Here is a 21,629-nt window from a genome sequence, read left to right as displayed (position 1 = left end):
GGCGGCATCGACTACGGCGCCCCCGAGACCTGGAGCTCGGCCCGCTCCTCGGCCGCGGAGCAGTCCGAGCCCGAGCAGCCGGAGAACGCGGCCGACGACGGACGCAGCGACGCCCGCCGCGCCGCCTCCGCACGACGCTCCCGCGAGCGCGGCCGCACGCCCTTGTTCGACCAGTACGACGAGGGCACGGACGGGCGGCCGCGGGCCGCCAACGAGTGACCGGCTGACCAGCTCGGGAACGGATTTCCAAGCACCCGGATCGGGATGCTAGAGTTTCACTCGTTGCAAGGGCCTGTGGCGCAGTCTGGTAGCGCACCTCGTTCGCATCGAGGGGGTCTGGGGTTCAAATCCCCACAGGTCCACCGCAATTGAGAACCCCGCCGGGTCACCGGCGGGGTTCTTGCTTTGCCCGTGGAGCCGGCCGCCGCTCGTGAACAGGTGGTTCGCCTGTGGCCCTGGCTACATTTGATGCATGGCCCTGCCCGCGTTCGCCTCCCGTTCCGTCGCCCTCGCGTGCGGACTCGCCCTCGCGGCGCTCGCCGCCGGGTGCGGGGGACCCGAGGGGCTGCGCGTCGAGGGGAACGCCCTCTCGCCCTCCCGGCACACCGGACCCGTGTACGTCGCCGACTCCCTCGGGCAGCCGCTGCGGCGGCCCACCGCGATCCGGCTCAGCGAATCCGTGAGCGTGTCCGGGCTGCACTGGCAGGGCTGGGGCGGGACCACCGCGCGGGCCGTCGGGAAACTCGGCGGGGACTGGTGCCGCCCCGGATGCCGGCACACGCCGTACGACGTGAACGTCGTGCTCAGCGGGCTGGAGCAGCAGGAACGGGTCGCCTACTACCGCCGGGCCACCGTCGACCCGGTGCGCCCCGCGGAACTGCCGGACAGCGCCGCCTCCGTGCAGTTGCAGGGGATCCGGCTCGCGGTCCCGGAGCTGTGATGGGGCTGCGCACGAAGCTCGGGGTGCTCATCGCGGGAACCGCGGCGGTCGTGTCCGTCGTGATGGGGCTGCTCGTCCACCACCGCACGGTCGACGCCCAGTACGCCAATGCCCGCAGCCAGCTCGGCGAACGGCTGCGCACCGCCGTGCAGGACCACGCCGCGGGCGTGGACGGGGACCGCACGCTCATCGACCCGCCCGATCTGCCGAAGCCGCTGGCGGCCGCCGCACGGGACGGACGCTGGGGGTTCTACCTGGAGCGCGGCGCCGGAACCGTGCCGGTGCTGTGGGCGGCCAGCGCGTACCGGGGCGACGTCGTCGCGCTGCGGCGGCCCTACCAGCGCGAGAGCGCGACCGTACGCGACGTGGACCGGGTGCTGTGGATGGCCGGCGGGGTCGGCACCGCGCTCGCCTCCGCCGCCGGGCTGCTCGTCGCCACCCGGTTCGGACGGCGCCTCACCGCGAACGCGGGCACCGCGCAGCGCATCGCCGAAGGGGACCTGACCGCGCGGCTGCCGGAGGGCGGCAAGGACGAGATCGGCAAGCTGGCCGCCGCCGTGAACACCATGGCCGACGCGCTCGCGGGCCGGCTGCAGGCCGAGCGCGAGGTCACCTCGAACATCGCGCACGAACTGCGCACACCCGTCGCCGGAATGGTGACCGCGGCCGGACTGCTGCCGCCGGGGCGCCCCTCCGAACTCGTCCAGGACAGTGCCCGCCGGCTCGGCGAACTCGTCGACGACGTCATCGAAGTGGCCCGGCTCGACGCCGTGAGCGAGGAACCCGAACTCGTGGAGCGGGACTTGGGCGAGCTGGTGCGGCGCACCGTCGCGGGCGTCGACCCGGGCGTGCGCGTCGAGGTCCTGCGCGACGCCGTGGTCGTCACCGATCCGCGGCGGGTCGAGCGGGTGCTCGCCAACCTCGTCAGCAACGCGCTGCGGCACGGGGCCGCACCCGTGACCGTCCAGGTCGACGGAGGCGTCGTACGCGTACGGGACCAGGGCGACGGCTTTCCCGAGCGGCTGCTCTCCGGTGGGCCGCAGCGGTTCCGCACCGGGCAGCGGGACACCGGACTCGGCCTCGGGCTGACCATCGTCGCCGGGCAGGTGCGGGTGCTCGGGGCGCGCGTGCGGTTCGAGAACCCGGTCGGCGGCGGTGCCCTCGCCGTACTGGACCTGCGCGGAGCGCTGGCCGCCTAGGGCGTGTTGTGAAAGTCCCGCCCGCCCTCCGGGCGAACGACGGGACTTTCAGAACACGCCCTGGCTAGCCCTGGAGCGGCTTCGCGTAGCAGCGGCTCAGGTCCTCGAAGCGGTAGTGGCCGAACTTGGCGCACGGCGCGTAGCCGCTCGACAGGTACAGGGCTATGGCCTCGGGCTGCTTCGTGCCCGTCTCCAGGACCATGCGCAGGCGGCCCGCCGCCCGCGCGTCCTCCTCCAGCGCCTTGAGGATGCGGCGGGCCAGGCCCAGGCCGCGCGCCTCCGGGGTCACGTACATGCGCTTGAGCTCGGCGTCGCCGTCCGAGTACGCCTCGTCGTTCGCGTCCTGTGTGCGCCAGCCGCCGGTGGCGAGCGGTGTGCCCTGCTCGTCGTACGCGATCAGGTACAGGCCGCTCGGCGCGTCGAACATCGTCGGGTCGAGCGGGGTGACGTCGCCCTCGTCGCCGTAGCGCTCGGCGTACTCCAGCTGGACGCGGTCGTTCAGCGCGATCGCGTCGGGGTGGCCGAAGGAGACGGGGCGCAGGGTCACCGCGGTGGCGGGCAAGGGCTGGATGGTCATGCGGAATATCGTATCTCTATGCTGGATCGGGTGGGACTGGTGCATCCAGTGTGCCGGTACCGTGGCCCGGTGCTGACTGTGACCACTGTGAATGTGAACGGGCTGCGGGCCGCCGCCAAGAAGGGCTTCGTGGAGTGGCTCGCCGAGACCTCCGCCGACGTCCTGTGCCTGCAGGAGGTGCGGGCCGAGCCGGAGCAGCTGCCCGCGGAGGTGCGCGAGCCCGAGGGATGGCACGTCGTGCACGCCCCGGCCGCCGCCAAGGGCCGCGCCGGCGTCTCCCTCTATACGCGGCGCGCCCCGGAGCGGGTGCAGATCGGCTTCGGCTCGACGGAGTTCGACGGCAGCGGCCGGTACGTGGAGGTCGACCTGCCGGGTGTGGTCGTCGCGTCCCTGTACCTGCCCTCCGGCGAGGTCGGGACCGAGCGGCAGGACGAGAAGATCCGCTTCATGGACGAGTTCCTGGAGTACCTGAAGGGGCTGCGCGTGCGGGCCGCCGCCGAGGGCCGCGAGGTCGTCGTGTGCGGCGACTGGAACATCGCCCACCAGGAGGCCGACCTCAAGAACTGGAAGGGCAACAAGAAGAACTCCGGGTTCCTCCCGGAGGAGCGGGCGTGGCTCGGTCAGGTCTTCGAGGCGACGGACGGCGGGTACGTCGATGTCGTGCGGGAGCTGCATCCGGAGGTCGAGGGGCCGTACTCGTGGTGGTCGTACCGGGGGCGGGCGTTCGACAATGACACCGGATGGAGGATCGATTACCAGGTGTCGACGCCGGGGCTCGCGCGGAACGCGGTCAAGGCATTCGTCGAGCGCGCCGCCACGCACACGGAGCGGTGGTCGGACCACGCGCCCGTGACCGTGGTCTACGACCGGTAGGTGACGACGAGGGGGGCGACACATGACGGACGGTGCCCGGCTGGCAGCCCACCGCTCCCTCGCGCGCGCCCTGTCCGCCCTGAGCGACCGGGAGTTGGGGGAGCGGGTGGCGGCTGCCCGGGCGCTGGGGCGGGGGATCGGGGGGAAGGCTTCGCTGTTGGACGTGGGCGGGGTGCCCGTGTTCGTGAAGCGGGTGCCGCTCACCGATCTGGAGCGGCGGGGCGCGAACGTGGGGTCCACGGCGAACCTGTTCGGGCTGCCCGCGTCCTGCCAGTACGGGATCGGGGGGCCGGGGTTCGGGGTCTGGCGCGAGCTCGCCGTGCACGGCATGGCGTCGGACTGGGTCAGCGGCGGGGAGTTCGCCGGGTTTCCGCTGTTGCACCACTGGCGGGTGCTGCCGGACGAGACGCCGTTGCACGAGGAACTGGCCGATGTGGACGGCGTCGTTGCGTTCTGGGGTGGCGGGAGCGGGGTGCGGCGGCGGGTCGAGGAGCTGGGGCGGGCCTCGGCGAGCGTCGCGCTGTTCCTGGAGTACGTTCCGCGGAACCTGCACGAGTGGCTGGGGGAGCAGGTCGCGGCGGGGGGTACCGTCGCCGGGCGGGCCTGCGCCGCTGTCGAGCGAGGGCTCGCGGACGGGGTCGCCTTCATGAACGGCCGGGGGCTGTTGCACTTCGACGTGCACTTCGAGAACGTCCTGACCGACGGACGGCGGCTGTACTTCGCGGACTTCGGGCTCGCCTTGTCCGACCGGTTCGTGCTGAGCCCCGAGGAAGCCGGGTTCTTCGCGCGGCATCGCGGCTACGACCGGTGTTACGCCGCCTCCTACCTGGTGAACTGGCTCGTCACGGCCTTCTACGGGTACGGACGAGAGGAGCGGGAGGCGTACGTCCGGGAGTGTGCCGGGGGTGCGCGGCCGGAGGGGGTTCCGGAGGAGGCCGCGGCGATCATCGTGCGGTACGCGCCGCTCGCCGTGGTGATGAACGGGTTCCTCGGCAGGCTGCGGCGGGAGAGCCGGGACACGCCTTATCCGGAGCGGGAGTTGGCGCGGTTCGTGGCCTTGTGAGGAGGCCTGTGGCATGACAGTTTCGGGCGCGTCCATGACGAGTTCGTAGGTTCCGCGCCAACTGCCGTTCGCACAGGGGGCTTTCGTGTCGCGTGTCGATCATGTTCCGTCCAGGCGGGGGCTGTTGCTCGGGGCCGCAGGGGCCGGTGCCGGTATCGCCGTCGGGGTGGCGGGGCGGGCGGGGGCCGCAGGCGTCCGGGGGGCGCCGCCCGTGCTGCTCACCGAGCAGGCGAGCAGGCGGATCCTGGTGCTCGATCCGGGCGTCGGGGTGTGGGACCCCGCTGCTGATCCGGGGGTGGTGCGGTGGGCGTTCTCGCCACTGGGGGATGCGCGGTACCGGGACGTCGAGCCCGAGGTCAGCTGGGTGTATCCGAGCGAGGCGAAGGTACGGCGGCATCGCGGGCGGACGTATCTGCTGACCGCGGCCTCGTACGGGTTCGTGGGCGTCGTGGAGTGGCCGGGCGGGCGGCGCCACTGGGCGACGGCGATCGGGCCGGGCGACGACCTGTTCAATCCGCACACCGTCGAGATCCTGCCGGACGGGAACGTCGCCGTGGCGTGCAGCACGGGGGCGCGCGTGCGCTTGTACGCGGCTTCGCTCGGGCCCCGCGCCACCCGTTTCACGGAGGTGGAGTTGAAGGGTGCGCACGGGCTGCACTGGGACGCGGGGCCGCGGGTGCTGTGGGCGATGGGGGACGACGAGCTGGTGGCGTTCGACGTGGCGGGGACGACGGCTCGGCCGCGGCTCGTGCGGCGGTCCGCGGACCCGCTGCCCGTCGCCGCGCCGGGGAAGTCGGCCGGCGGGCACGATCTGTTTCCCGTCGCGGGGCGGCCGGGGCGGATGTGGGTGACGACCAGCGCGTCGGTGTTCCAGTACGAGAAGAGCAGCCGGAGTTTCGTGCAGGACTTCGCGGGGCGCGAGCAGATCGTGCGCAAGGGCGTGAAGTGCGTGGGCAACGATCCGCGCAGCGGCCGCGTGGTGACGACCGTGCCGGAGTCCGGGCTCGGCGAGACGTGGTGGACGACGACCGTGAGCGTGCACCGGCCCGAGAGTGCGTACAAGCTCGTCAACGGTGGTGTGTACAAGGCCCGTTGGTGGCTGCCTGCCTGATTCCTCAGGAGTGCGGTGGGGTGGTGAGTTTGCGGTCCATGGCCATGGACAGTTCCGCCTCCACCACCGATTTGGCCAGGGGGCGCAGGCGGTGGGCGTCCTTCTCGGTGCCGTGCGCGAGGATCAGTTCGGTGAAGAGGGTGGCCATGGCGTCGGCGTGTTCGCGTACCCGGGCCGCCGCCGCGAGGACCTCGGCCAGCGGGATGCCCTCGCGGACCAGGGCCGCGGAGACCTCCAGGAGGCGGCGGCTGATGTGCACGATCTCCTCGCCGTCCGTGCCCAAGTAGCCGAGGTCCAGGGCGGCTTGGAGGTTCTCGGGGGTCACTTCGCCGGCGAAGTGGTCGGCGAGTTCGGTGGCGGACAGGCGGACCGGGGTCTCCTCGGTGGGTTCGCCGAGGCCGAGGAGTTCGCCGACGTCGCGGCCGCGGTCGAAGGCCTCGGAGAGTTCGCTGATGCCGGTGAGGGTGTGGCCGCGTTCCAGGAGGGCGGCGATCGTGTGGAGGCGGGCCAGGTGCGTCTCGTCGTACCAGGCGAGGCGGCCTTCGCGGCGCGGGGGCTTGATGAGGCCGCGCTCGCGGTAGAAACGCACGGTGCGCACCGTGATGCCGGCCGCCCTGGCCAGCTCTTCCATCCGGTATTCGCGCTTGTCGCCTGGTTCCGTCGCTTCTTTTGCCACGCTCCGACCCTATGGCACACGCCTCGGCGCCAAGGGCCTCCCGCAGGGGCGGTGATCCGGCGAGGGCGCGGCGCGTACCAGCGGTAACTTTCCCGGCCCGACCCCTACCCACGAGTACGGCACTGCTCTACTCTCCGAATTACGCCAGTATTCACTGGCAGAGTCGCGCGGCAAGGGAGGCGCCGGGATGACCGGGCAGGAACACGAGCACGTACGGGTGGCGGTGATCGGGTCCGGGTTCGGCGGTCTGGGCGCGGCGGTCCGGCTGCGCCGCGAGGGCGTCACCGACTTCGTGGTCCTGGAGCGGGCCGACGCGGTCGGCGGCACCTGGCGCGACAACAGCTACCCGGGGTGCGCGTGCGACGTGCCGTCCCACCTGTACTCGTTCTCCTTCGCGCCGAACCCGGACTGGCCGCGCACCTTCTCCGGGCAGGAGCGCATCCGGGAGTACCTGGAGCACGTCGCCGACACCTTCCGGCTGCGATCGCACATACGCCTCAACTCCGAGGTCAAGCAGCTTCGTTGGGACAACGAGAAGCTGTGGTGGGAGGTCGCGACGGCGCAGGGGACGCTCACCGCGGACGTCGTCGTCTCCGCCACCGGGCCGCTGTCCGACCCCAAGACGCCGGACGTCCCCGGGATCGACACCTTCCCCGGCAAGGTCTTCCACTCGGCGCGGTGGGACCACGACTACGACCTGCGCGGCAAGCGCGTCGCCATGATCGGGACCGGCGCCTCCGCCATCCAGATCGTGCCCGCGATCCAGAAGGAGGTCGGCAGGCTGACCCTCTTCCAGCGCACGCCGCCGTGGGTCATGCCGCGCGCCGACCGGGACATCACCAAGGCCGAGCGCTGGCTGCACCGCCAGCTGCCCTTCACGACACAGGTGCGGCGCGGACTCCTGTGGGGCATACGGGAGTTGCAGGTCCAGGCGTTCACGAAGCGGCCCAACGAACTGGGCATGGTCGAGCAGATCGCCAAGCGGAACATGGGCCGTGCGATCAAGGACCCCGCCCTGCGCGCCAAGCTCACCCCGGACTACCGCATCGGCTGCAAGCGGATCCTGCTGTCCAACACGTACTACCCGGCGCTCGCCCAGCCCAACGTCGACGTCGTGGCGTCCGGCCTCAGCGAGATCCGCGGCAACACCCTGGTGGCCGCCGACGGCAGCGAGGCCGAGGTGGACGCGATCGTCTTCGGCACCGGGTTCCACGTCACCGACATGCCGATCGCGCAGCGCGTCGTCGGGGCCGACGGAGTCAGCCTCGCCGAGAGCTGGAAGGGCGGGATGGCCGCCCTGCGCGGGGCCACCGCCCACGGCTTCCCGAACTTCATGACCGTCATCGGGCCGAACACCGGCCTCGGGAACTCGTCCATGATCCTCATGATCGAATCCCAGCTGAACTATCTGGCCGACTACATGCGGCAGTTGGACGTGCTCGGCGGCCGCGTCGCCCTGAACCCGCGCGAGAGCGCCGTCAACGGCTGGAACAACCGCGTGCAGGACCGCATGAAGCGCACCGTGTGGAACACCGGCGGCTGCAACAGCTGGTACCTCGACGAGAACGGCGTCAACACGACCGTGTGGCCCGGCACGACGACCGAGTTCCGACAGGCCACCCGCCACGTCGACGTGGGGGAGTACGAGATCGTCCGCGCGCCGGCGGCCGCCGCCGAGCCGCGCAGTCGCGGGAAGAAGGCGCAGGTGAGCGCCGCATGAGCCGCCTGACGCACGTGCGGACCGGGCCCTACGCGCCGCCTGTCCCCGTCGAGGAGTCGACCGTCACCTCGGCGGACGGCGCCCGGCTGCACGTCGAGGTGCACGGCCCCGCGGACGCTCCCGCGGTCGTGCTCGCGCACGGGTGGACCTGCTCGACGGCCTTCTGGGCCGCGCAGGTACGCGCCCTCGCCGCCGACCACCGGGTGGTCGTCTACGACCAGCGGGGCCACGGCCGCAGTCCCGCCGCCGCGCAACTCCCGTACACCACCGACATGTTGGCGGACGACCTGGAGGCCGTGCTGCGCGCCACGCTCGCGCCGGGGCAGCGGGCGGTGCTCGCCGGGCACTCCATGGGCGGCATGACGATGATGGCCGCGGCCACGCGCCCGGCCTTCCGGGAGCACGCCGCCGCCGTACTGCTGTGCAGTACCGGAAGCTCGCGCCTCGTCGCCGAGGCGAAGGTGGTGCCGTTGCTGCCCGCGGGCCGGCTGCGGACCCGGCTCACCCGCGAGATCCTCGGCTCGAAGGCGCCGCTCGGTCCGGTCACGCCCGTCGCCCGGCGCATCCTCAAGTACGCGACCATGGGCCCCGGTTCGTCGCCCGACAAGGTCGAGGCCTGCGCGCGGATCGTGCACGCGTGTCCGCGCGGGGTGCGCCACGGCTGGTCGCACGTCCTCGATGTGCTTCAACTGGACGAGAATCTGCGCGAGTTGACGATGCCGGTGGCCGTCGTCGGCGGGAGCGCGGACCGGTTCACCCCGCTCGTGCACGCCCGGCGGATCGCCGCCGCGCTGCCGAACTGCGCGGGCCTGACCGAACTGCCGGGCCTCGGCCACATGACGCCCGTCGAAGCACCACAGGCCGTCACGGAGAAGATCCGCGAACTGGCCGCCACCTACCTGATGTCGGACTCGGAGAAGGGTGCGGATGCCGCATGAGCAAGGTCAGCCTGGAGGGACAGGTCGCGGTCGTCACGGGTGCGGCGCGCGGCGTCGGTGAGCTGCTCGCCCGCAAGCTGTCGGCGCGCGGCGCCAAGATCGCGCTGGTCGGCCTGGAGCCGGACGAGCTGAAGCAGGTCGCGGGCCGGCTGCACGCCGACGCCGACTGGTGGCACGCCGACGTCACCGACCACGAGGCGATGGCGCGGGTCGCCGCCGAGGTGAAGGAGCGGTTCGGCAAGGTCGACATCGTCGTCGCGAACGCGGGGGTGGCGACCGGCGGCCCCTTCGTGGACTCCGACCCCGTCGCCTGGCGCCGCGTCATCGAGGTCAACCTCATCGGGTCGGCGGTGACCGCCCGCGCCTTCCTCCCCGTACTCATGGAGTCGCGCGGCTACTTGCTGCAGATCGCCTCGCTCGCCGCGATCACGCCCGCGCCGATGATGACCGCGTACTGCGCGTCCAAGTCGGGCGTCGAGGCGTACGCGCACAGCCTGCGCGCCGAGGTCGGCTACAAGGGCGTGCGGGTCGGCGTCGGCTACCTGTCCTGGACCGACACCGACATGGTGCGCGGCGCCGACCAGGACGACGTGATGCGCGAACTGCGCCAGCGCCTGCCGTGGCCGTCGAACAAGACGTACCCGCTGGGTCCGGCCGTGGACCGGATCGTGGCGGGCATCGAGCGGAGGTCGTCGCACGTGTACGCCCAGTGGTGGCTGCGCGGCATGCAGGGCATCCGCGGATACCTGCCCGGGGTCATCGGGGCGGTGGGGCAGCGCGAGATGAAGCGGTTCGAGCCGCGGCTCGGCTCCGTGTCTCGCGGTCTGGTGGGTGCGGGCGGGGCGGCCGACGAGTCGGTGCACCAGCGCTGACCTGCGATTTCTCTCGCCCTGCACGATCCGTCATTGATCGAAATGCGTGGAATGTCCGAGCGTGTAACTCTGGTCGAGGCCCAATCCCCTCACCCACCACGGGAGTGAACAGCATGGGCATCATGGACCAGTTCAAGGACAAGGGCGAAGAGCTCTCCAACAAGGCCAAGGACGGCGTCAGCGGCGCCAAGGACCAGGCCCAGGAGCGCGGCGCGCAGGCGCAGGAGCAGGCGCGCGAGCGTGCCGGTCAGGCCCCTGACCAGGCGAAGCAGTCCGCCCAGGAGGCGCAGGACCGGTTCGACCAGGACAACGACTCCTGACGCTTCCCCCTGAGCGATCGAGCCCCACCCGGGACGCCGGGTGGGGCTCGACTGTGTTGCCTCGGCTGTGTTGCCGGCTGTGTTGCGGGGCCCTCTTCCCCGTCGGCCCTTCCTGTCAGGCTCAGGCCTCGGAGGAAGGGCCGCTCGGGGCCTCGGAGGGAGGGCCGCTCGGCTGCGGCGTCTAGCGCGGCGGCAGTTTCGGGCGGCGGCGGTCCGGGACGTCCGAGAGGTCCGGCGGGGTCTTCGCGCCCTGTTCCTTGAGCAGGTCCAGGGCGAGGTGGACCGCGTCGTCGAGCTGTGCGTGCCGGCCCTCCGCCCAGTCGAGCGGGGTGCGCAGCACCTCGATGTCGGGGTCGACGCCCCGGTTCTCGATCGACCAGCCGTACTCGGGGAACCACGCCGCGTTCATCGGCACCGTGATCACCGTGCCGTCGCCGAGCCGGTGCCGGCCGGTCATGCCGACGACGCCGCCCCAGGTGCGCTGGCCGACGACCGGGCCGAGCGCGAGCAGTTTGAACGCCGCGGTGATCATGTCGCCGTCGGAGGACGTCGCCTCGTCGGCGAGCGCGACGACCGGGCCCCGGGGGCCGTTCGACGCGTAGGAGACCGCCTGGGCGTTGCGGGTCAGGTCCCAGCCGATGATCTTCCGGGTCAGCTTCTCGATGACCAGCTCGCTGATGTGACCGCCCGCGTTGCCGCGTACGTCGACGATGAGGGCGGGCCGGGAGACCTCCATGCGCAGGTCCCGGTTGAACTGGGCCCAGCCCGATCCGCCCATGTCGGGGATGTGCAGGTAGCCGCACTTGCCGTTGCTCAACTCCCGTACGACGGCGCGGCGTTTGGCCACCCAGTCCTGGTAGCGCAGCGGCCGCTCGTCGATGAGGGGCACGACCGCCACCCGCCGCGCCCTGCCCCGGCCGTCGGCCGGGGTGAAGGTGAGTTCCACCGTCGTGCCGCCCGAGCCGGCGAGCAGCGGGAACGGGCCCGTGACCGGGTCGACCGGGCGCCCGTCGACGTGCGTGAGGAGCGCGCCCTCGCGGATGCCGGTACCGGCCAGCGGGGAGCGGGCCTTGGAGTCGGAGGACTCGCCGGGCAGGATCCGGGTCAGCATCCAACCGCCGTCCCGGCACACGAAGTTGGCGCCGAGCAGGCCCTGGGCGCGCTGGTAGTGCGCCGGGCCTTCGTTGCGGCGGGCGGCGGACACGTACGCGTGGGAGGTGCCCAGTTCGCCGAGGACCTCGCGCAGCAGGTCCGCGAACTCGTCCGGGGACGCGACCCGGTCGACCAGCGGCCGGTACTGGTCGAGGACGGCGCTCCAGTCGATGCCGCACATGTGCGGTTCCCAGAAGTAGGCGCGGATGATCCGGCCAGCCTCTTCGAAGGCGCCGCGCCACTCGGCGGGCGGGTTTGCTTCGTGCAGGATGCGGCGCAGGTCGATCCAGACGGTCGTGTCGTTGTCGCCGGCCTCGGTGGAGGGGACGGCACGCAGCTCGCCCTCGTCGCCGACGACGAGCCGGTTGCCGTCGCCGCTGACCGCGAACCAGTCCATGTGGTCGACGAGTTGGGTCTTCTTGCCCTTGGCCAGGTTGAAGTGTTCGAGGGTCGGCTGGGACGAGGTGTCGGCGGGGTTGGCGAACGTCTCGCCGAGCGCGCCCGAGATCGGCCAGCGCAGCCACACCAGGCCGCCGCCGGCGACCGGGGAGAGCGCCGAGTACTTGGAGGCGGCGACCGGGAAGGGCACGACGCGGTTCGCGAGGCCCTCGATCTCCACGGTCGGCGCGGCGCCCCCGGGGCCGAAGGCCAGGGTGGAGCCGCCCTCGGCGCGCTCGCCGTCCTCGACCGGGTCCAGGCCGCCCGCCGCCGTGCGCCCGTCCGGGGAGAGCGCGAACGGCGAGGGCGTGGCCGACGACAGCGGTACGAGGTAGGGGCGGCAGCCCAGCGGGAAGGACAGGTCGCCGGTGTGCACGTCGTAGACCGGGTCGAAGCCGCGCCAGGACAGGAAGGCCAGGTAGCGGCCGTCGCGGGTGAAGACCGGGTTCTCGTCCTCGAAGCGGCCGTTGGTGACGTCGACGACGGTGCGGTCCTTGATGCGGGCCATCTTGATCTGCCGCAGGGAGCGGCCGATGCCCGGGTGGGCCCAGGTCAGCCAGGCGCCGTCGGGGGAGAAGGCAAGGTCGCGGACCGGGCCGTTGGTCGACCGGATCAGCTCGGTGACCTCGCCCTCCGCGGACTCCGGCGGCGAGGCGTCCCCGGACTCCTCGGCCCCCTCGGCGGCCGCGGCTTTGTCGGGCACGGTCAGCAGCAGCAGCCGCCCGTCGTTGGAGGCGATGGCCAGGCGTTCGCCCGCCGGGTCGCTGACGAGTTCCTGGACGCGGCCCAGATCGCCGGAGGCGAGCCGGCGCGGCTCCCGGTCGCCGCTGGCGCGCGGCAGGTAGGCGATCTCGACGGCGTCCTCGCCCTCCGCGTCGGTGACGTAGGCGACCTGTCCGCCGGAGCCGAGCATCTCGGGCAGCCGGACGCGGACGCCCGGGGTGTCGGTGATGGTGCGGGCCGGGCCGTCGCGGTGGGTCAGCCAGTACAGGCTGCCGCGCACGACGATCGCGCCGGCCCGCCCGGTCTCGTCGACGGAGAGCGCGTCGACGTGGTGGGCGGCCGGGACCTGGTAGCCGCGGCGGCCCGCCTGCGGGCCGCCGAGCCGGACGCGGAGCTTGCGCGGGCGCGTGTCGGGGGCGAGGTCGTCGAGGAGCCACAGGTCGCCCGCGCACTGGTAGACGACGCGCTCTCCGTCGGTCGAGGCGTGCCGGGCGTAGAAGGCGTCGTGATCGGTGTGCCGGGTCAGGTCGGAGCCGTCGGGCAGGCACGAGTAGATGTTGCCGATGCCCTCGTGGTCGGAGAGGAACGCGATGCGGCCGCCGACGAACATGGGGGCGTCGAAGTGCCCGTCCACGTCGGCGAGGATGCGCTGCCCGTGCACCCACAGCCGGCCCTGGGCGCCGCCCCGGTAGCGCTTCCAGGCGGCCGGCTCGTGCGGCGGCGTACCGGTCAGCAGCAGGGTCTGCCGCTCGCCGTCGATGTCGGCGACCTGGATGTCGGAGACCGGGCCCCAGGGCAGTTTGCCGCCGGGGGAGCCGTCGGTCGGGACGCTGTAGGCGAAGGTGAAGTAGGAGAACGGCTCGCCGTGCGAGGCGACGGCGAGGATGTCGCCGTCCGGGGACCAGCCGCGCACCTGCGTGTCGACGCTGCCCCAGTACGTGAGCCGGCGCGCGGCCCCGCCGTCCACCGGCGCCAGGTGGATCTCCGGGTCGAGGCTGCGCCACGTCGTGTACGCGAGGTGCCGCCCGTCCGGTGAGAAGCGGGGATGGCTGACCTTGGTGCGGTCGACGGTGACCCGCCAGGCCCGCGCGGAGCCGTCGAGCGGGGCGACCCACAGGTCGTCCTCGACCACGAAACACAGTCGCTCGCCGCTCAGGTGCGGGAATCTCAGGTAGGCCTGGGCTGCATCTTCTTGGGTCACCTCACCATGCTTTTCCGCGACGGGGCCTCCGGCAACCGCAGTCGTGTCCGCTCGTGCACCCAGCAGCGCGTCCGCGGCGCGTACGTGGCCGAGTGCGCCGTTCCCCGCGCCCCTTACGGGGTGATTGTGGCGCAGCACACGAACGAAACTGTTTCGTTTCGTTAAGAGTGGGGGTATGTTCAGGGCGTACGACACGGAGAGGCCAGGTGATCACGATGACCGCGGAAGCGGCGACGCGGCGGAGCCGGATCACGCCCGAGCGCGAGGCCGAGCTGTACGAGGCCGTGCTCGACCTGCTGCGTGAGGTCGGCTACGACGCCCTCACGATGGACGCCGTGGCCGTGCGCACCCGGGCCAGCAAGGCGACGCTCTACCGCCAGTGGGGCGGCAAGGCCGAGCTGGTCGTGAAAGCGCTGCGCAGCCAGAAGCCGCAGTTCGACGAGATCGACACCGGGTCCCTGCGCGGGGACCTGCACCAGATGGCCGTCCGTGACGACGACTGCCACATGGAGCAGAACAGCGCCCTGATGCGCGGCCTGATGGTGGCCGTGCACGCCAACCCCGACCTGCTGGCGGCCTTCAAGGAGTGGATCGTCGCGCCCGAACTGTCCGGCCTCGACCGGCTGTTGCAAAGAGCCGTGGACCGTGGCGAGATCCGGGCCGACAACCCGGCGCTCGGCTATGTGATCCACATGCTCATCGGCGCGTTCGCCACCCGCTCCCTCATCGACGAAGAGCCACCCACCCAGGCCTATCTCACCTCGTACGTCGACGCTGTGGTCCTCCCCGCCCTCAGCGCTTAACTCCCTCCAGCAGTACCCCAGTTCACCTGACACGCACCGCTCACGTTGTCGGGCCGATGCCCCCTGCCCGTCTTGACCCCGACCCGACCGGGAGTACGCCCTCGTGGCCACGTTCCTCTACAAGCTAGGCAAACTCGCCTTTCGCCGACGGCACTTCGTCGTCCTGATCTGGGTGGCGCTGCTCACCCTCGCGGGCGTGGGCGCGGCCACCGCGCCGACCGCCGCCGCCAGCTCCTTCTCCATACCGGGCACCGAGGCCCAGAAGGCCTTCGACCTGCTCGACCAGCGCTTCCCGGGCTCGGCCGCCGACGGCGCCACCGCCCGCGTGGTCTTCAAGGCGCCGGCGGGCGAGAAGCTCACGGACACCGCCAACAAGGCGGACATCCAGGACACCGTCGCCAACATCAAGGCCAGCTCGAAGCAGGTCGCCTCGGTCGCCGACCCGTTCGTCGCCAAGACGATCAGCAAGAACGGCGAGATCGCCTACTCCTCCACCTCGTACAAGGTCTCCTCGATGGAGCTGACCGACGACGACCGGGACGGGCTGCAGGAGGTCATCGACCAGGCCAAGGAGACGGGCCTGACCGTCGAGGTCGGCGGTGACGCGCTGCAGGCCATGCCGGAGACCGGCGCCACCGAGGTCATCGGCATCGCGATCGCGGCCGTGGTCCTCGTCATCACGTTCGGCTCGCTGCTCGCGGCCGGGCTCCCGCTGCTGACCGCGCTCATCGGCGTCGGCATCGGCGTCTCGTCGATCACCGCGCTCGCCGACGCGCTCGACCTCGGCACCACCACCTCCACCCTCGCGATGATGATCGGCCTCGCGGTCGGCATCGACTACGCGCTGTTCATCGTGTCCCGGTACCGCGCCGAGCTGGCCGAGGGCCGGGCGCGCGAGGAGGCGGCCGGGCGGGCCGTCGGCACCGCGGGCTCGGCCGTCGTCTTCGCCGGTCTGACCGTCGTCATCGCGCTGGTCGGCCTCGCCGTCGTCAACATCCCGATGCTGACGAAGATGGGCGTCGCGGCCGCGGGCACCGTCGCCATCGCCGTGCTCATCGCGCTGACCCTCATCCCGGCGCTGCTCGGCTACGCGGGCAAGCGCGTCCACGGCCGCAAGGCGCGCAAGAAGCTCGCCGCCGACGCCGAGAAGACCCAGGGGGCCACCGGGCCCAAGGTCAACATGGGCACCCGCTGGGCCCGCCTCGTGCTGCGCCGCCCGGTGCTCGTGCTGGTCGCCGGCGTCATCGGTCTCGGCGCGATGGCGATCCCGGTCGCCTCGCTGGAGCTCGGACTGCCCGACGACGGCGTCCAGCCCACCGACACCACCCAGCGCAAGGCGTACGACCTGCTGTCCGAGGGCTTCGGGCCCGGCTTCAACGGTCCGCTGATGACGGTCGTCGACGCCCGGGGCGCGGACGACCCGAAGGGCGCGGTCGGCGAGGTCGTCAGCGAGATCAAGAAGACCGACGGCGTCGCCGCGGTCACCCCGGCCACGTTCAACAAGGCCGGCGACACCGCGATCATCAGCGTCGTCTCGAAGTACAAGCCGTCCTCCGTCGAGACCGAGGACGTCGTCCACGCCATCCGTGACGCGGGCAAGGACATCAAGGCGGACACCGGCGCGGAGCTGAGCGTCACCGGCTCCACGGCGATGAACATCGACGTCTCGCAGAAGCTCAACGACGCGCTCGTGCCCTATCTGGCACTGGTCGTCGGCCTCGCGTTCCTGCTCCTGATGGTCGTCTTCCGGTCCGTCCTGGTGCCGCTGAAGGCCGCCCTCGGCTTCCTGCTCTCGGTGCTCGCCGCGCTCGGCGCCGTCGTCGCGGTCTACCAGTGGGGCTGGCTCGGCTCGGTGTTCGGCGTGGAGCAGACCGGCCCGGTCATGTCGATGATGCCGATCTTCATGGTGGGCGTGGTCTTCGGCCTGGCGATGGACTACGAGGTGTTCCTCGTGACGCGGATGCGCGAGGCGTACGTCCACGGGGAGCGGCCCGCGCAGGCCATCGTGACGGGCTTCAAGCACGGCGCCCGGGTCGTCACTGCCGCGGCCGTCATCATGATCGCGGTGTTCGCGGGCTTCATCGGCTCCTCCGAGCAGATGGTGAAGATGATCGGCTTCGGCCTCGCGATCGCCGTCTTCTTCGACGCGTTCGTGGTCCGCATGACGATCGTGCCCGCGGTGCTCGCGCTGCTCGGCAAGAAGGCCTGGTGGCTGCCGAAGTGGCTGGACCGCCTGCTGCCCAACGTGGACGTGGAGGGCGAGGGCCTGAACGCGGCCGCCGAGCCCAGGGGCGGCGACGCGGACCGGGAGCTCATCGACGCCTGATCAGCGCCTGAGCAACACCTGATCGGCATCCGGTCGGCGTGCGGTCACCGACCGACCGGCGCCCGATCGGTGGCGATCAGCGCGGGACCGTCGCCGGGGTGACGGCCGTGTACGTACGACGCAGGAAGCGGATCAGCGCCTTCACGTCGAACTGCACGACCGTCACCCCGCTCGGCTGCCCGCCCTCGTGCGCATGGAACTCGATGACCGCCTGCACCCGGCCGCACGGCCAGATGCGGACGTCGCCCTCGCCGGCCGGGGCGCGCAGCCCGCTCTCCAGGAGTGCGCGGGAAAAGACCCACTCGCCGGATCCGGGAAACGCGTCCGGGAGCGTGACGCGGACCAGGCCGTCGTAGCGCAGCACGACCGGTACGGCCCTGCCCGCCTCGGGCGAGTCCGTGACGACGCGGGCCCGGGCGTACTGCTCGACGAACTGCTCATCGACGCTCATGTCACCCAATGTCCCATATGTCCGCCCAGGCGGGCCAGGCTCAATTGGCGATGAGACGCTCTTGCAAGCTGTTCGCAACAAGGCACTATCATCGAACGGTTAACCAGCTGCCGAGCGCCGGAGAACCCCGCCATGCATGTCCCCGACGGATTCATCAACGCTCCCGTCTCGGCGGCCGCCGGTGTCGTCGCCGCGGGCGCCGTCGCCGTCAGCCTTCGCGGCGCGCGCCGCGAACTCGACGAGCGCACCGCGCCGCTGGCCGGTCTGGTCGCGGCGTTCATCTTCGCCGTACAGATGCTCAACTTCCCCGTGGCGGCCGGAACAAGCGGCCACCTCCTGGGCGGCGCCCTGGCCGCGATATTGGTGGGCCCCTATACGGGGGTCCTGTGCGTGTCAGTGGTGCTGCTGATGCAGGGCGTGCTGTTCGCCGACGGCGGCCTGACCGCCCTCGGCGTGAACATCACGGACATGGCGATCACCACGACCGTCGTCTCCTACCTCGTCTTCCGCGGGCTGGTGAAGGTGCTGCCGCGCGGCCGCCGCTCGATCACCGTCGCCTCCTTCGCCGCGGCGGTGCTGTCCGTCCCGGCGGCCGCGGTCGTCTTCACCCTCATCTACGCCATCGGGGGGACGACCGACGTCTCCATCGGCAAGGTCGCCACCGCGATGATCGGCGTGCACGTCCTGATCGGCATCGGTGAGGCCGTGATCACGGCGCTCACCGTCGGTGCCGTCGTGGCCGTCCGCCCCGACCTGGTGTACGGGGCCCGCGGGCTCCAGCAGAAGCTCAAGCTCAAGGTCGGCGGCGAGCTCGTCGACGCGGAGCCCGCCGCGGCCCCGGCCCCCGCCGCCGTCAGCGGCTCGCACCGCAAGATCTGGATCACCGGCCTCGTCACGTCCCTCGTGCTGGCCGGGTTCGTCTCCTTCTACGCCTCGGCCAGCCCCGACGGCCTGGAGAAGGTCGCCCACGACAAGGGCATCGACAAGAAGACCAAGGAGCACGCCTCCTCGGACTCGCCGCTCGCCGACTACGGCGTCAAGGACATCACCGACGCCCGCATCTCCGGCGGCCTCGCCGGGGTCATCGGCGTCGGCGTGACCGTCGTCGCCGGGTCCGGGATCTTCTGGGCGCTGCGCAGGCGGCGTACCGGCGACGCGGCCTCGACCGAGGTCACCGCCGAGCGGACGTCCGTCTGACATGGGCGCCGGCCACGCACACCGCCTCTACCGGCACGGACACTCGCCCGTGCACGGCCTGCCGCCGCACACCAAGCTCGCCGCCGTCTTCTGCTTCGTGGTGGTCGTGGTCTCCACGCCGCGCGAGGCGATGTGGGCGTTCGCGCTGTACGCCGTGCTGCTCGGGTCCGTCGCGTACGCGGCCCGCGTGCCCGCCGGCTACCTGCTCAAGCGGCTGCTGATCGAGGTCCCCTTCGTCGCCTTCGCCGTGCTGATGCCGTTCGTGGCGGAGGGCGCGCGCGTGCAGGTCCTCGGCCTGTCGCTGAGCGAGAGCGGACTGTGGGGCGCGTGGAACGTCCTGGCCAAGGGCACCCTGGGCGTCGCGGCGTCGGTGCTCCTCGCCTCCACGACGGAGCTGCGCGAACTGCTGCTCGGCCTGCAGCGCCTGAAGCTGCCCCCGCTCCTCGTCCAGATCGCGTCCTTCATGATCCGTTACGGGGACGTCATCACGGACGAGATGCGGCGCATGAAGATCGCGCGGGAGTCGCGCGGCTTCGAGGCGAGCGGCGTCCGGCACTGGGGGGTGCTGGCCAAGTCGGCGGGCGCCCTGTTCATCCGCTCCTACGAGCGCGGTGAGCGCGTGCACCTGGCGATGGTCAGCCGCGGGTACGCGGGCTCGATGCCGGTGATCGACGAGGTCACGGCATCCGGCGCACAGTGGTCGTACGCGCTGACACTGCCGAGTGCCGCGCTCGTGGTGTGTCTGCTGGGATGGATGCTGTGATGACTGCTTCTTCTCCGTCTGCTCCGTCCGCTTCGTCCGCGCCCCCGTCCCTCGACGTCCGCGGCCTCGCCTTCGCCTACCCCGACGGGCACCAGGCCCTCTTCGGCGTGGACCTCACCGTCGGCAAGGGCGAGCGGGTCGCGCTGCTCGGGCCCAACGGCGCGGGCAAGACGACCCTCGTCCTGCACCTGAACGGCATCCTGACCGGCGGCGCGGGCACCGTCACGGTCGCGGGCCTGCCGGTCGACAAGCGCCACATGGCCGAGATCCGGCGCAAGGTCGGCATCGTCTTCCAGGACCCGGACGACCAGCTCTTCATGCCGACGGTCCGCGAGGACGTCGCCTTCGGCCCGGCCGCGGCCGGCATGAAGGGTCCCGAGCTGGAGGCACGGGTCCGCAAGGCGCTCGCCCTGGTCGGCATGGAGGAGTACGCGGACCGTCCCCCGCACCACCTGTCGTTCGGCCAGCGGCGCCGGGTGGCGGTGGCCACGGTGCTGGCGATGGAGCCGGAGATCCTCGTCCTCGACGAGCCCTCCTCGAACCTCGACCCGGCCTCACGCCGCGAACTGGCCGACATCCTGCGCTCGTTGGACGTCACGGTGCTGATGGTCACCCACGACCTCCCCTACGCCCTCGAACTCTGCCCGCGCGCGGTCATCCTCAGCGAGGGCGTCATCGCGGCGGACGGCGCGACCGGCGACCTGCTGGTGGACGACGCCCTGATGCGGGCCCACCGCCTGGAACTGCCGTTCGGCTTCGACCCCAAGTCCGTAGCGGACAGGGCGGCGTGAGCGGCCCCCGGGCCCGGGTGATCGAGACGGCCCGGCTCACCTTGCTGCCCCTGCGGGTCGAGCACGCCGAGGAGATGGCCGGAGTGCTGGGCGACCCGGCCCTGCACGCGTTCATCGGCGGCGTCCCGCATACCCCGCAGGAGCTGCGCGCCCGCTACGAACGTCTGACCGCGGGCTCCCCGGACCCGTCCGTCACCTGGCTGAACTGGGTGATCCGGCTGCGCGCCGAGGACCGCCTGATGGGCACGGTCCAGGCGACGGTGACGGCGGATGCCACCGAGATCGCCTGGGTGGTCGCCACCGACCGGCAGGGCGGGGGAGTCGCGAGCGAGGCGGCCCGGGCGCTCGTGGAGTGGCTGGACGGGGAGCAGGTGGGACCCGTCATCGCCCACATCCACCCGGACCACGCGGCATCGGCGGCGGTGGCCCGCCGCGCCGGGCTCGCCCCCACGGACCGCATGTGGGACGGCGAGATCCGGTGGGCCCGAAGGGCTTGATCGCTGCTGCGGTCGCTGATTGGCTGGCCGGCATGGACGAGCTCGGACCCGTCGACTGGCCCCCTGCCCCGCTCAGGACCGAACGGCTCGTGCTCCGCGCGCCAGAGGCCCGCGACCGAGCGGCGTTCGTCGAACTGCTCGCCTCGCCGGAGGTGCACACCTACCTGGGCGGTCCTCGGCCGCGTGCGGAGGTCGAGCGCGAGCTTCCCGAGGTGCCCGAGCGGTGGCCCGGGAGCTTCGTCGTCGCCCTCGACGGAGCCCTGATCGGCCAGATCCTGCTCAGGCGGACCCCGCGGGACAGCCGCCCGGCCGCCGCGGGCAAGGCCGATCTCGGCTACCTGTTCCTGCCGCGGGCGTGGGGACACGGGTACGCCGCCGAGGCGTGCGCGGCGGCGCTCGGCTGGCTCGACGGCGCGTTTCCCGGCGAGCCCGTGATGCTCACCACCCAAAGCGCCAATGTCTCCTCGATGCGTCTCGCGGCCAGGCTGGGATTCACCGAGGTGGAACGGTTCGAGGCATGGGGCGCCGAGCAGTGGCTCGGCGTGCGAGAGGTGTGAGGGGTGGAATCAACGCGGCGCGGTGCATGTTGCACACGCAGTGGATATCGCAGTGAACGGCACGACCGCCCCCGGATTCGAAGGCGTCCGTGCCGCCTTCGCCGAGAACTTCGCCGGACGGGGTGAGCGGGGAGCCGCTGTCGTCGTCCGTCAGGGCGGGCGCAAGGTCGTCGACCTGTACGCCGGGACGCGGGACGTCGACGGCACCGAGCCGTGGACGCCGGGCACCGCCCAGATCCTGCGCTCCGCGACCAAGGGCGTGGCCGCCGCCGTGCTGCTGCTTTTGCACCAGCGCGGTGAGCTCGACCTGGACGCGCCCGTCGCGGCGTACTGGCCGCAGTTCAAGGTGCAGGGCAAGGAGGACGCGCGCGTGCGGGACGTGCTCGCGCACCGGGCCGGCGTACCGGCCCTGGACCGGCCGCTCACCCCCGCCGAGGCCGC

At 71.9% G+C, this 21,629-nt stretch carries 21 protein-coding genes, 1 tRNA gene and 1 pseudogene; 19 read left to right on the top strand and 4 right to left on the bottom strand.

The genetic code is table 11. The annotated features are described in order from the left end of the window. The 4 genes and pseudogenes from G3I40_RS41505 to G3I40_RS41490 all read left to right on the top strand — a co-directional run. Positions 1 to 219, top strand: a pseudogene (locus tag G3I40_RS41505) (hypothetical protein); the annotation flags it as partial. 69 nt (positions 220 to 288) lie between these two features. Further along, a tRNA-Ala gene (locus G3I40_RS41500) sits at positions 289 to 362 on the top strand. A gap of 110 nt (positions 363 to 472) precedes the next feature. Then, positions 473 to 940, top strand: coding sequence for a hypothetical protein (locus G3I40_RS41495; RefSeq protein WP_164559967.1), 468 nt, complete (start codon positions 473 to 475; stop codon positions 938 to 940). Then, on the top strand, positions 940 to 2,139 hold the full coding sequence (locus G3I40_RS41490; protein WP_164559966.1) for a HAMP domain-containing sensor histidine kinase: 1,200 nt from the start codon (positions 940 to 942) through the stop codon (positions 2,137 to 2,139). The genes G3I40_RS41495 and G3I40_RS41490 overlap by 1 nt, the downstream gene beginning before the upstream one ends. Positions 2,140 to 2,203: 64 nt before the next feature. Here G3I40_RS41490 and G3I40_RS41485 read toward each other — a convergent pair whose 3' ends face one another. After that, positions 2,204 to 2,716 (bottom strand): GNAT family N-acetyltransferase, encoded by a 513-nt coding sequence (locus G3I40_RS41485; protein WP_164559965.1) that lies wholly within the window; start codon positions 2,714 to 2,716, stop codon positions 2,204 to 2,206. Between the two features lie 48 nt (positions 2,717 to 2,764). On the opposite strand from G3I40_RS41485, the gene G3I40_RS41480 reads away from it, so the two are divergent. The 3 genes from G3I40_RS41480 to G3I40_RS41470 all read left to right on the top strand — a co-directional run bounded on the left by G3I40_RS41480 (position 2,765) and on the right by G3I40_RS41470 (position 5,763). Next, entirely contained in the window at positions 2,765 to 3,589 is an 825-nt protein-coding gene (locus tag G3I40_RS41480; RefSeq protein WP_164559971.1) for an exodeoxyribonuclease III, read from the top strand. A 22-nt stretch (positions 3,590 to 3,611) separates the two neighbouring features. Continuing rightward, positions 3,612 to 4,652, top strand: coding sequence for a protein kinase family protein (locus G3I40_RS41475; protein WP_164559964.1), 1,041 nt, complete (start codon positions 3,612 to 3,614; stop codon positions 4,650 to 4,652). A gap of 211 nt (positions 4,653 to 4,863) precedes the next feature. Beyond that, entirely contained in the window at positions 4,864 to 5,763 is a 900-nt protein-coding gene (locus tag G3I40_RS41470; RefSeq protein ID WP_343245194.1) for a DUF6528 family protein, read from the top strand. A gap of 4 nt (positions 5,764 to 5,767) precedes the next feature. Here G3I40_RS41470 and G3I40_RS41465 read toward each other — a convergent pair whose 3' ends face one another. Next, positions 5,768 to 6,394, bottom strand: coding sequence for a MerR family transcriptional regulator (locus tag G3I40_RS41465; RefSeq protein WP_164559970.1), 627 nt, complete (start codon positions 6,392 to 6,394; stop codon positions 5,768 to 5,770). A gap of 232 nt (positions 6,395 to 6,626) precedes the next feature. Here G3I40_RS41465 and G3I40_RS41460 point away from each other — a divergent pair, with 232 nt between their 5' ends. The 4 genes from G3I40_RS41460 to G3I40_RS41445 all read left to right on the top strand — a co-directional run bounded on the left by G3I40_RS41460 (position 6,627) and on the right by G3I40_RS41445 (position 10,289). Beyond that, positions 6,627 to 8,159: an NAD(P)/FAD-dependent oxidoreductase gene (locus G3I40_RS41460; RefSeq protein ID WP_164559962.1), complete on the top strand. Its 1,533-nt coding sequence runs from the start codon at positions 6,627 to 6,629 to the stop codon at positions 8,157 to 8,159. Continuing rightward, on the top strand, positions 8,156 to 9,097 hold the full coding sequence (locus G3I40_RS41455; RefSeq protein WP_164559961.1) for an alpha/beta hydrolase: 942 nt from the start codon (positions 8,156 to 8,158) through the stop codon (positions 9,095 to 9,097). The genes G3I40_RS41460 and G3I40_RS41455 overlap by 4 nt, the downstream gene beginning before the upstream one ends. Beyond that, a complete protein-coding gene (locus G3I40_RS41450; protein ID WP_164559960.1) occupies positions 9,094 to 9,969 on the top strand; it encodes an SDR family oxidoreductase in 876 nt (291 codons plus the stop codon). Before G3I40_RS41455 ends, G3I40_RS41450 begins: the two co-directional genes overlap by 4 nt. A gap of 113 nt (positions 9,970 to 10,082) precedes the next feature. After that, positions 10,083 to 10,289, top strand: coding sequence for a hypothetical protein (locus G3I40_RS41445; protein WP_164559959.1), 207 nt, complete (start codon positions 10,083 to 10,085; stop codon positions 10,287 to 10,289). Positions 10,290 to 10,470: 181 nt separating this feature from the next. Here the strand turns inward: G3I40_RS41445 and G3I40_RS41440 are convergent, their stop codons facing one another. Continuing rightward, positions 10,471 to 13,803, bottom strand: coding sequence for a S41 family peptidase (locus tag G3I40_RS41440; RefSeq protein WP_164559958.1), 3,333 nt, complete (start codon positions 13,801 to 13,803; stop codon positions 10,471 to 10,473). Positions 13,804 to 14,018: 215 nt separating this feature from the next. On the opposite strand from G3I40_RS41440, the gene G3I40_RS41435 reads away from it, so the two are divergent. Beyond that, positions 14,019 to 14,606 (top strand): TetR/AcrR family transcriptional regulator, encoded by a 588-nt coding sequence (locus tag G3I40_RS41435; protein WP_164559969.1) that lies wholly within the window; start codon positions 14,019 to 14,021, stop codon positions 14,604 to 14,606. 103 nt (positions 14,607 to 14,709) lie between these two features. Further along, positions 14,710 to 16,932 carry an MMPL family transporter gene (locus G3I40_RS41430; RefSeq protein ID WP_164559957.1) on the top strand — a complete coding sequence of 741 codons (2,223 nt, stop codon included), beginning with the start codon at positions 14,710 to 14,712 and terminating at the stop codon, positions 16,930 to 16,932. A gap of 76 nt (positions 16,933 to 17,008) precedes the next feature. Here G3I40_RS41430 and G3I40_RS41425 read toward each other — a convergent pair whose 3' ends face one another. Continuing rightward, positions 17,009 to 17,383, bottom strand: coding sequence for an SsgA family sporulation/cell division regulator (locus tag G3I40_RS41425; protein WP_164559956.1), 375 nt, complete (start codon positions 17,381 to 17,383; stop codon positions 17,009 to 17,011). A 132-nt stretch (positions 17,384 to 17,515) separates the two neighbouring features. On the opposite strand from G3I40_RS41425, the gene G3I40_RS41420 reads away from it, so the two are divergent. The 6 genes from G3I40_RS41420 to G3I40_RS41395 form a co-directional block, all read left to right on the top strand. Continuing rightward, positions 17,516 to 18,580: an energy-coupling factor ABC transporter permease gene (locus G3I40_RS41420; protein WP_164559955.1), complete on the top strand. Its 1,065-nt coding sequence runs from the start codon at positions 17,516 to 17,518 to the stop codon at positions 18,578 to 18,580. A gap of 1 nt (position 18,581) precedes the next feature. Next, on the top strand, positions 18,582 to 19,343 hold the full coding sequence (cbiQ, locus tag G3I40_RS41415) for a cobalt ECF transporter T component CbiQ (protein WP_164559954.1): 762 nt from the start codon (positions 18,582 to 18,584) through the stop codon (positions 19,341 to 19,343). Beyond that, the gene (locus tag G3I40_RS41410) at positions 19,343 to 20,134 is read left to right on the top strand and encodes an ABC transporter ATP-binding protein (RefSeq protein ID WP_164559953.1); all 792 of its coding nucleotides are present in this window, start codon (positions 19,343 to 19,345) and stop codon (positions 20,132 to 20,134) included. The genes cbiQ and G3I40_RS41410 overlap by 1 nt, the downstream gene beginning before the upstream one ends. After that, the gene (locus tag G3I40_RS41405) at positions 20,131 to 20,631 is read left to right on the top strand and encodes a GNAT family N-acetyltransferase (RefSeq protein WP_164559952.1); all 501 of its coding nucleotides are present in this window, start codon (positions 20,131 to 20,133) and stop codon (positions 20,629 to 20,631) included. Before G3I40_RS41410 ends, G3I40_RS41405 begins: the two co-directional genes overlap by 4 nt. A gap of 32 nt (positions 20,632 to 20,663) precedes the next feature. Continuing rightward, entirely contained in the window at positions 20,664 to 21,188 is a 525-nt protein-coding gene (locus G3I40_RS41400; RefSeq protein WP_164559951.1) for a GNAT family N-acetyltransferase, read from the top strand. A 46-nt stretch (positions 21,189 to 21,234) separates the two neighbouring features. Beyond that, positions 21,235 to 21,629, top strand: a 395-nt coding sequence (locus G3I40_RS41395) for a serine hydrolase domain-containing protein (protein WP_164559968.1), incomplete at its 3' end; no start/stop codon positions are given.

This window comes from Streptomyces sp. SID14478 (assembly GCF_010548525.1).
In the GTDB taxonomy this organism is placed as follows: domain Bacteria; phylum Actinomycetota; class Actinomycetes; order Streptomycetales; family Streptomycetaceae; genus Streptomyces.
Note: the sequence above shows the minus strand (reverse complement) of the source record. Positions and strands in the feature narration are given on the sequence as shown.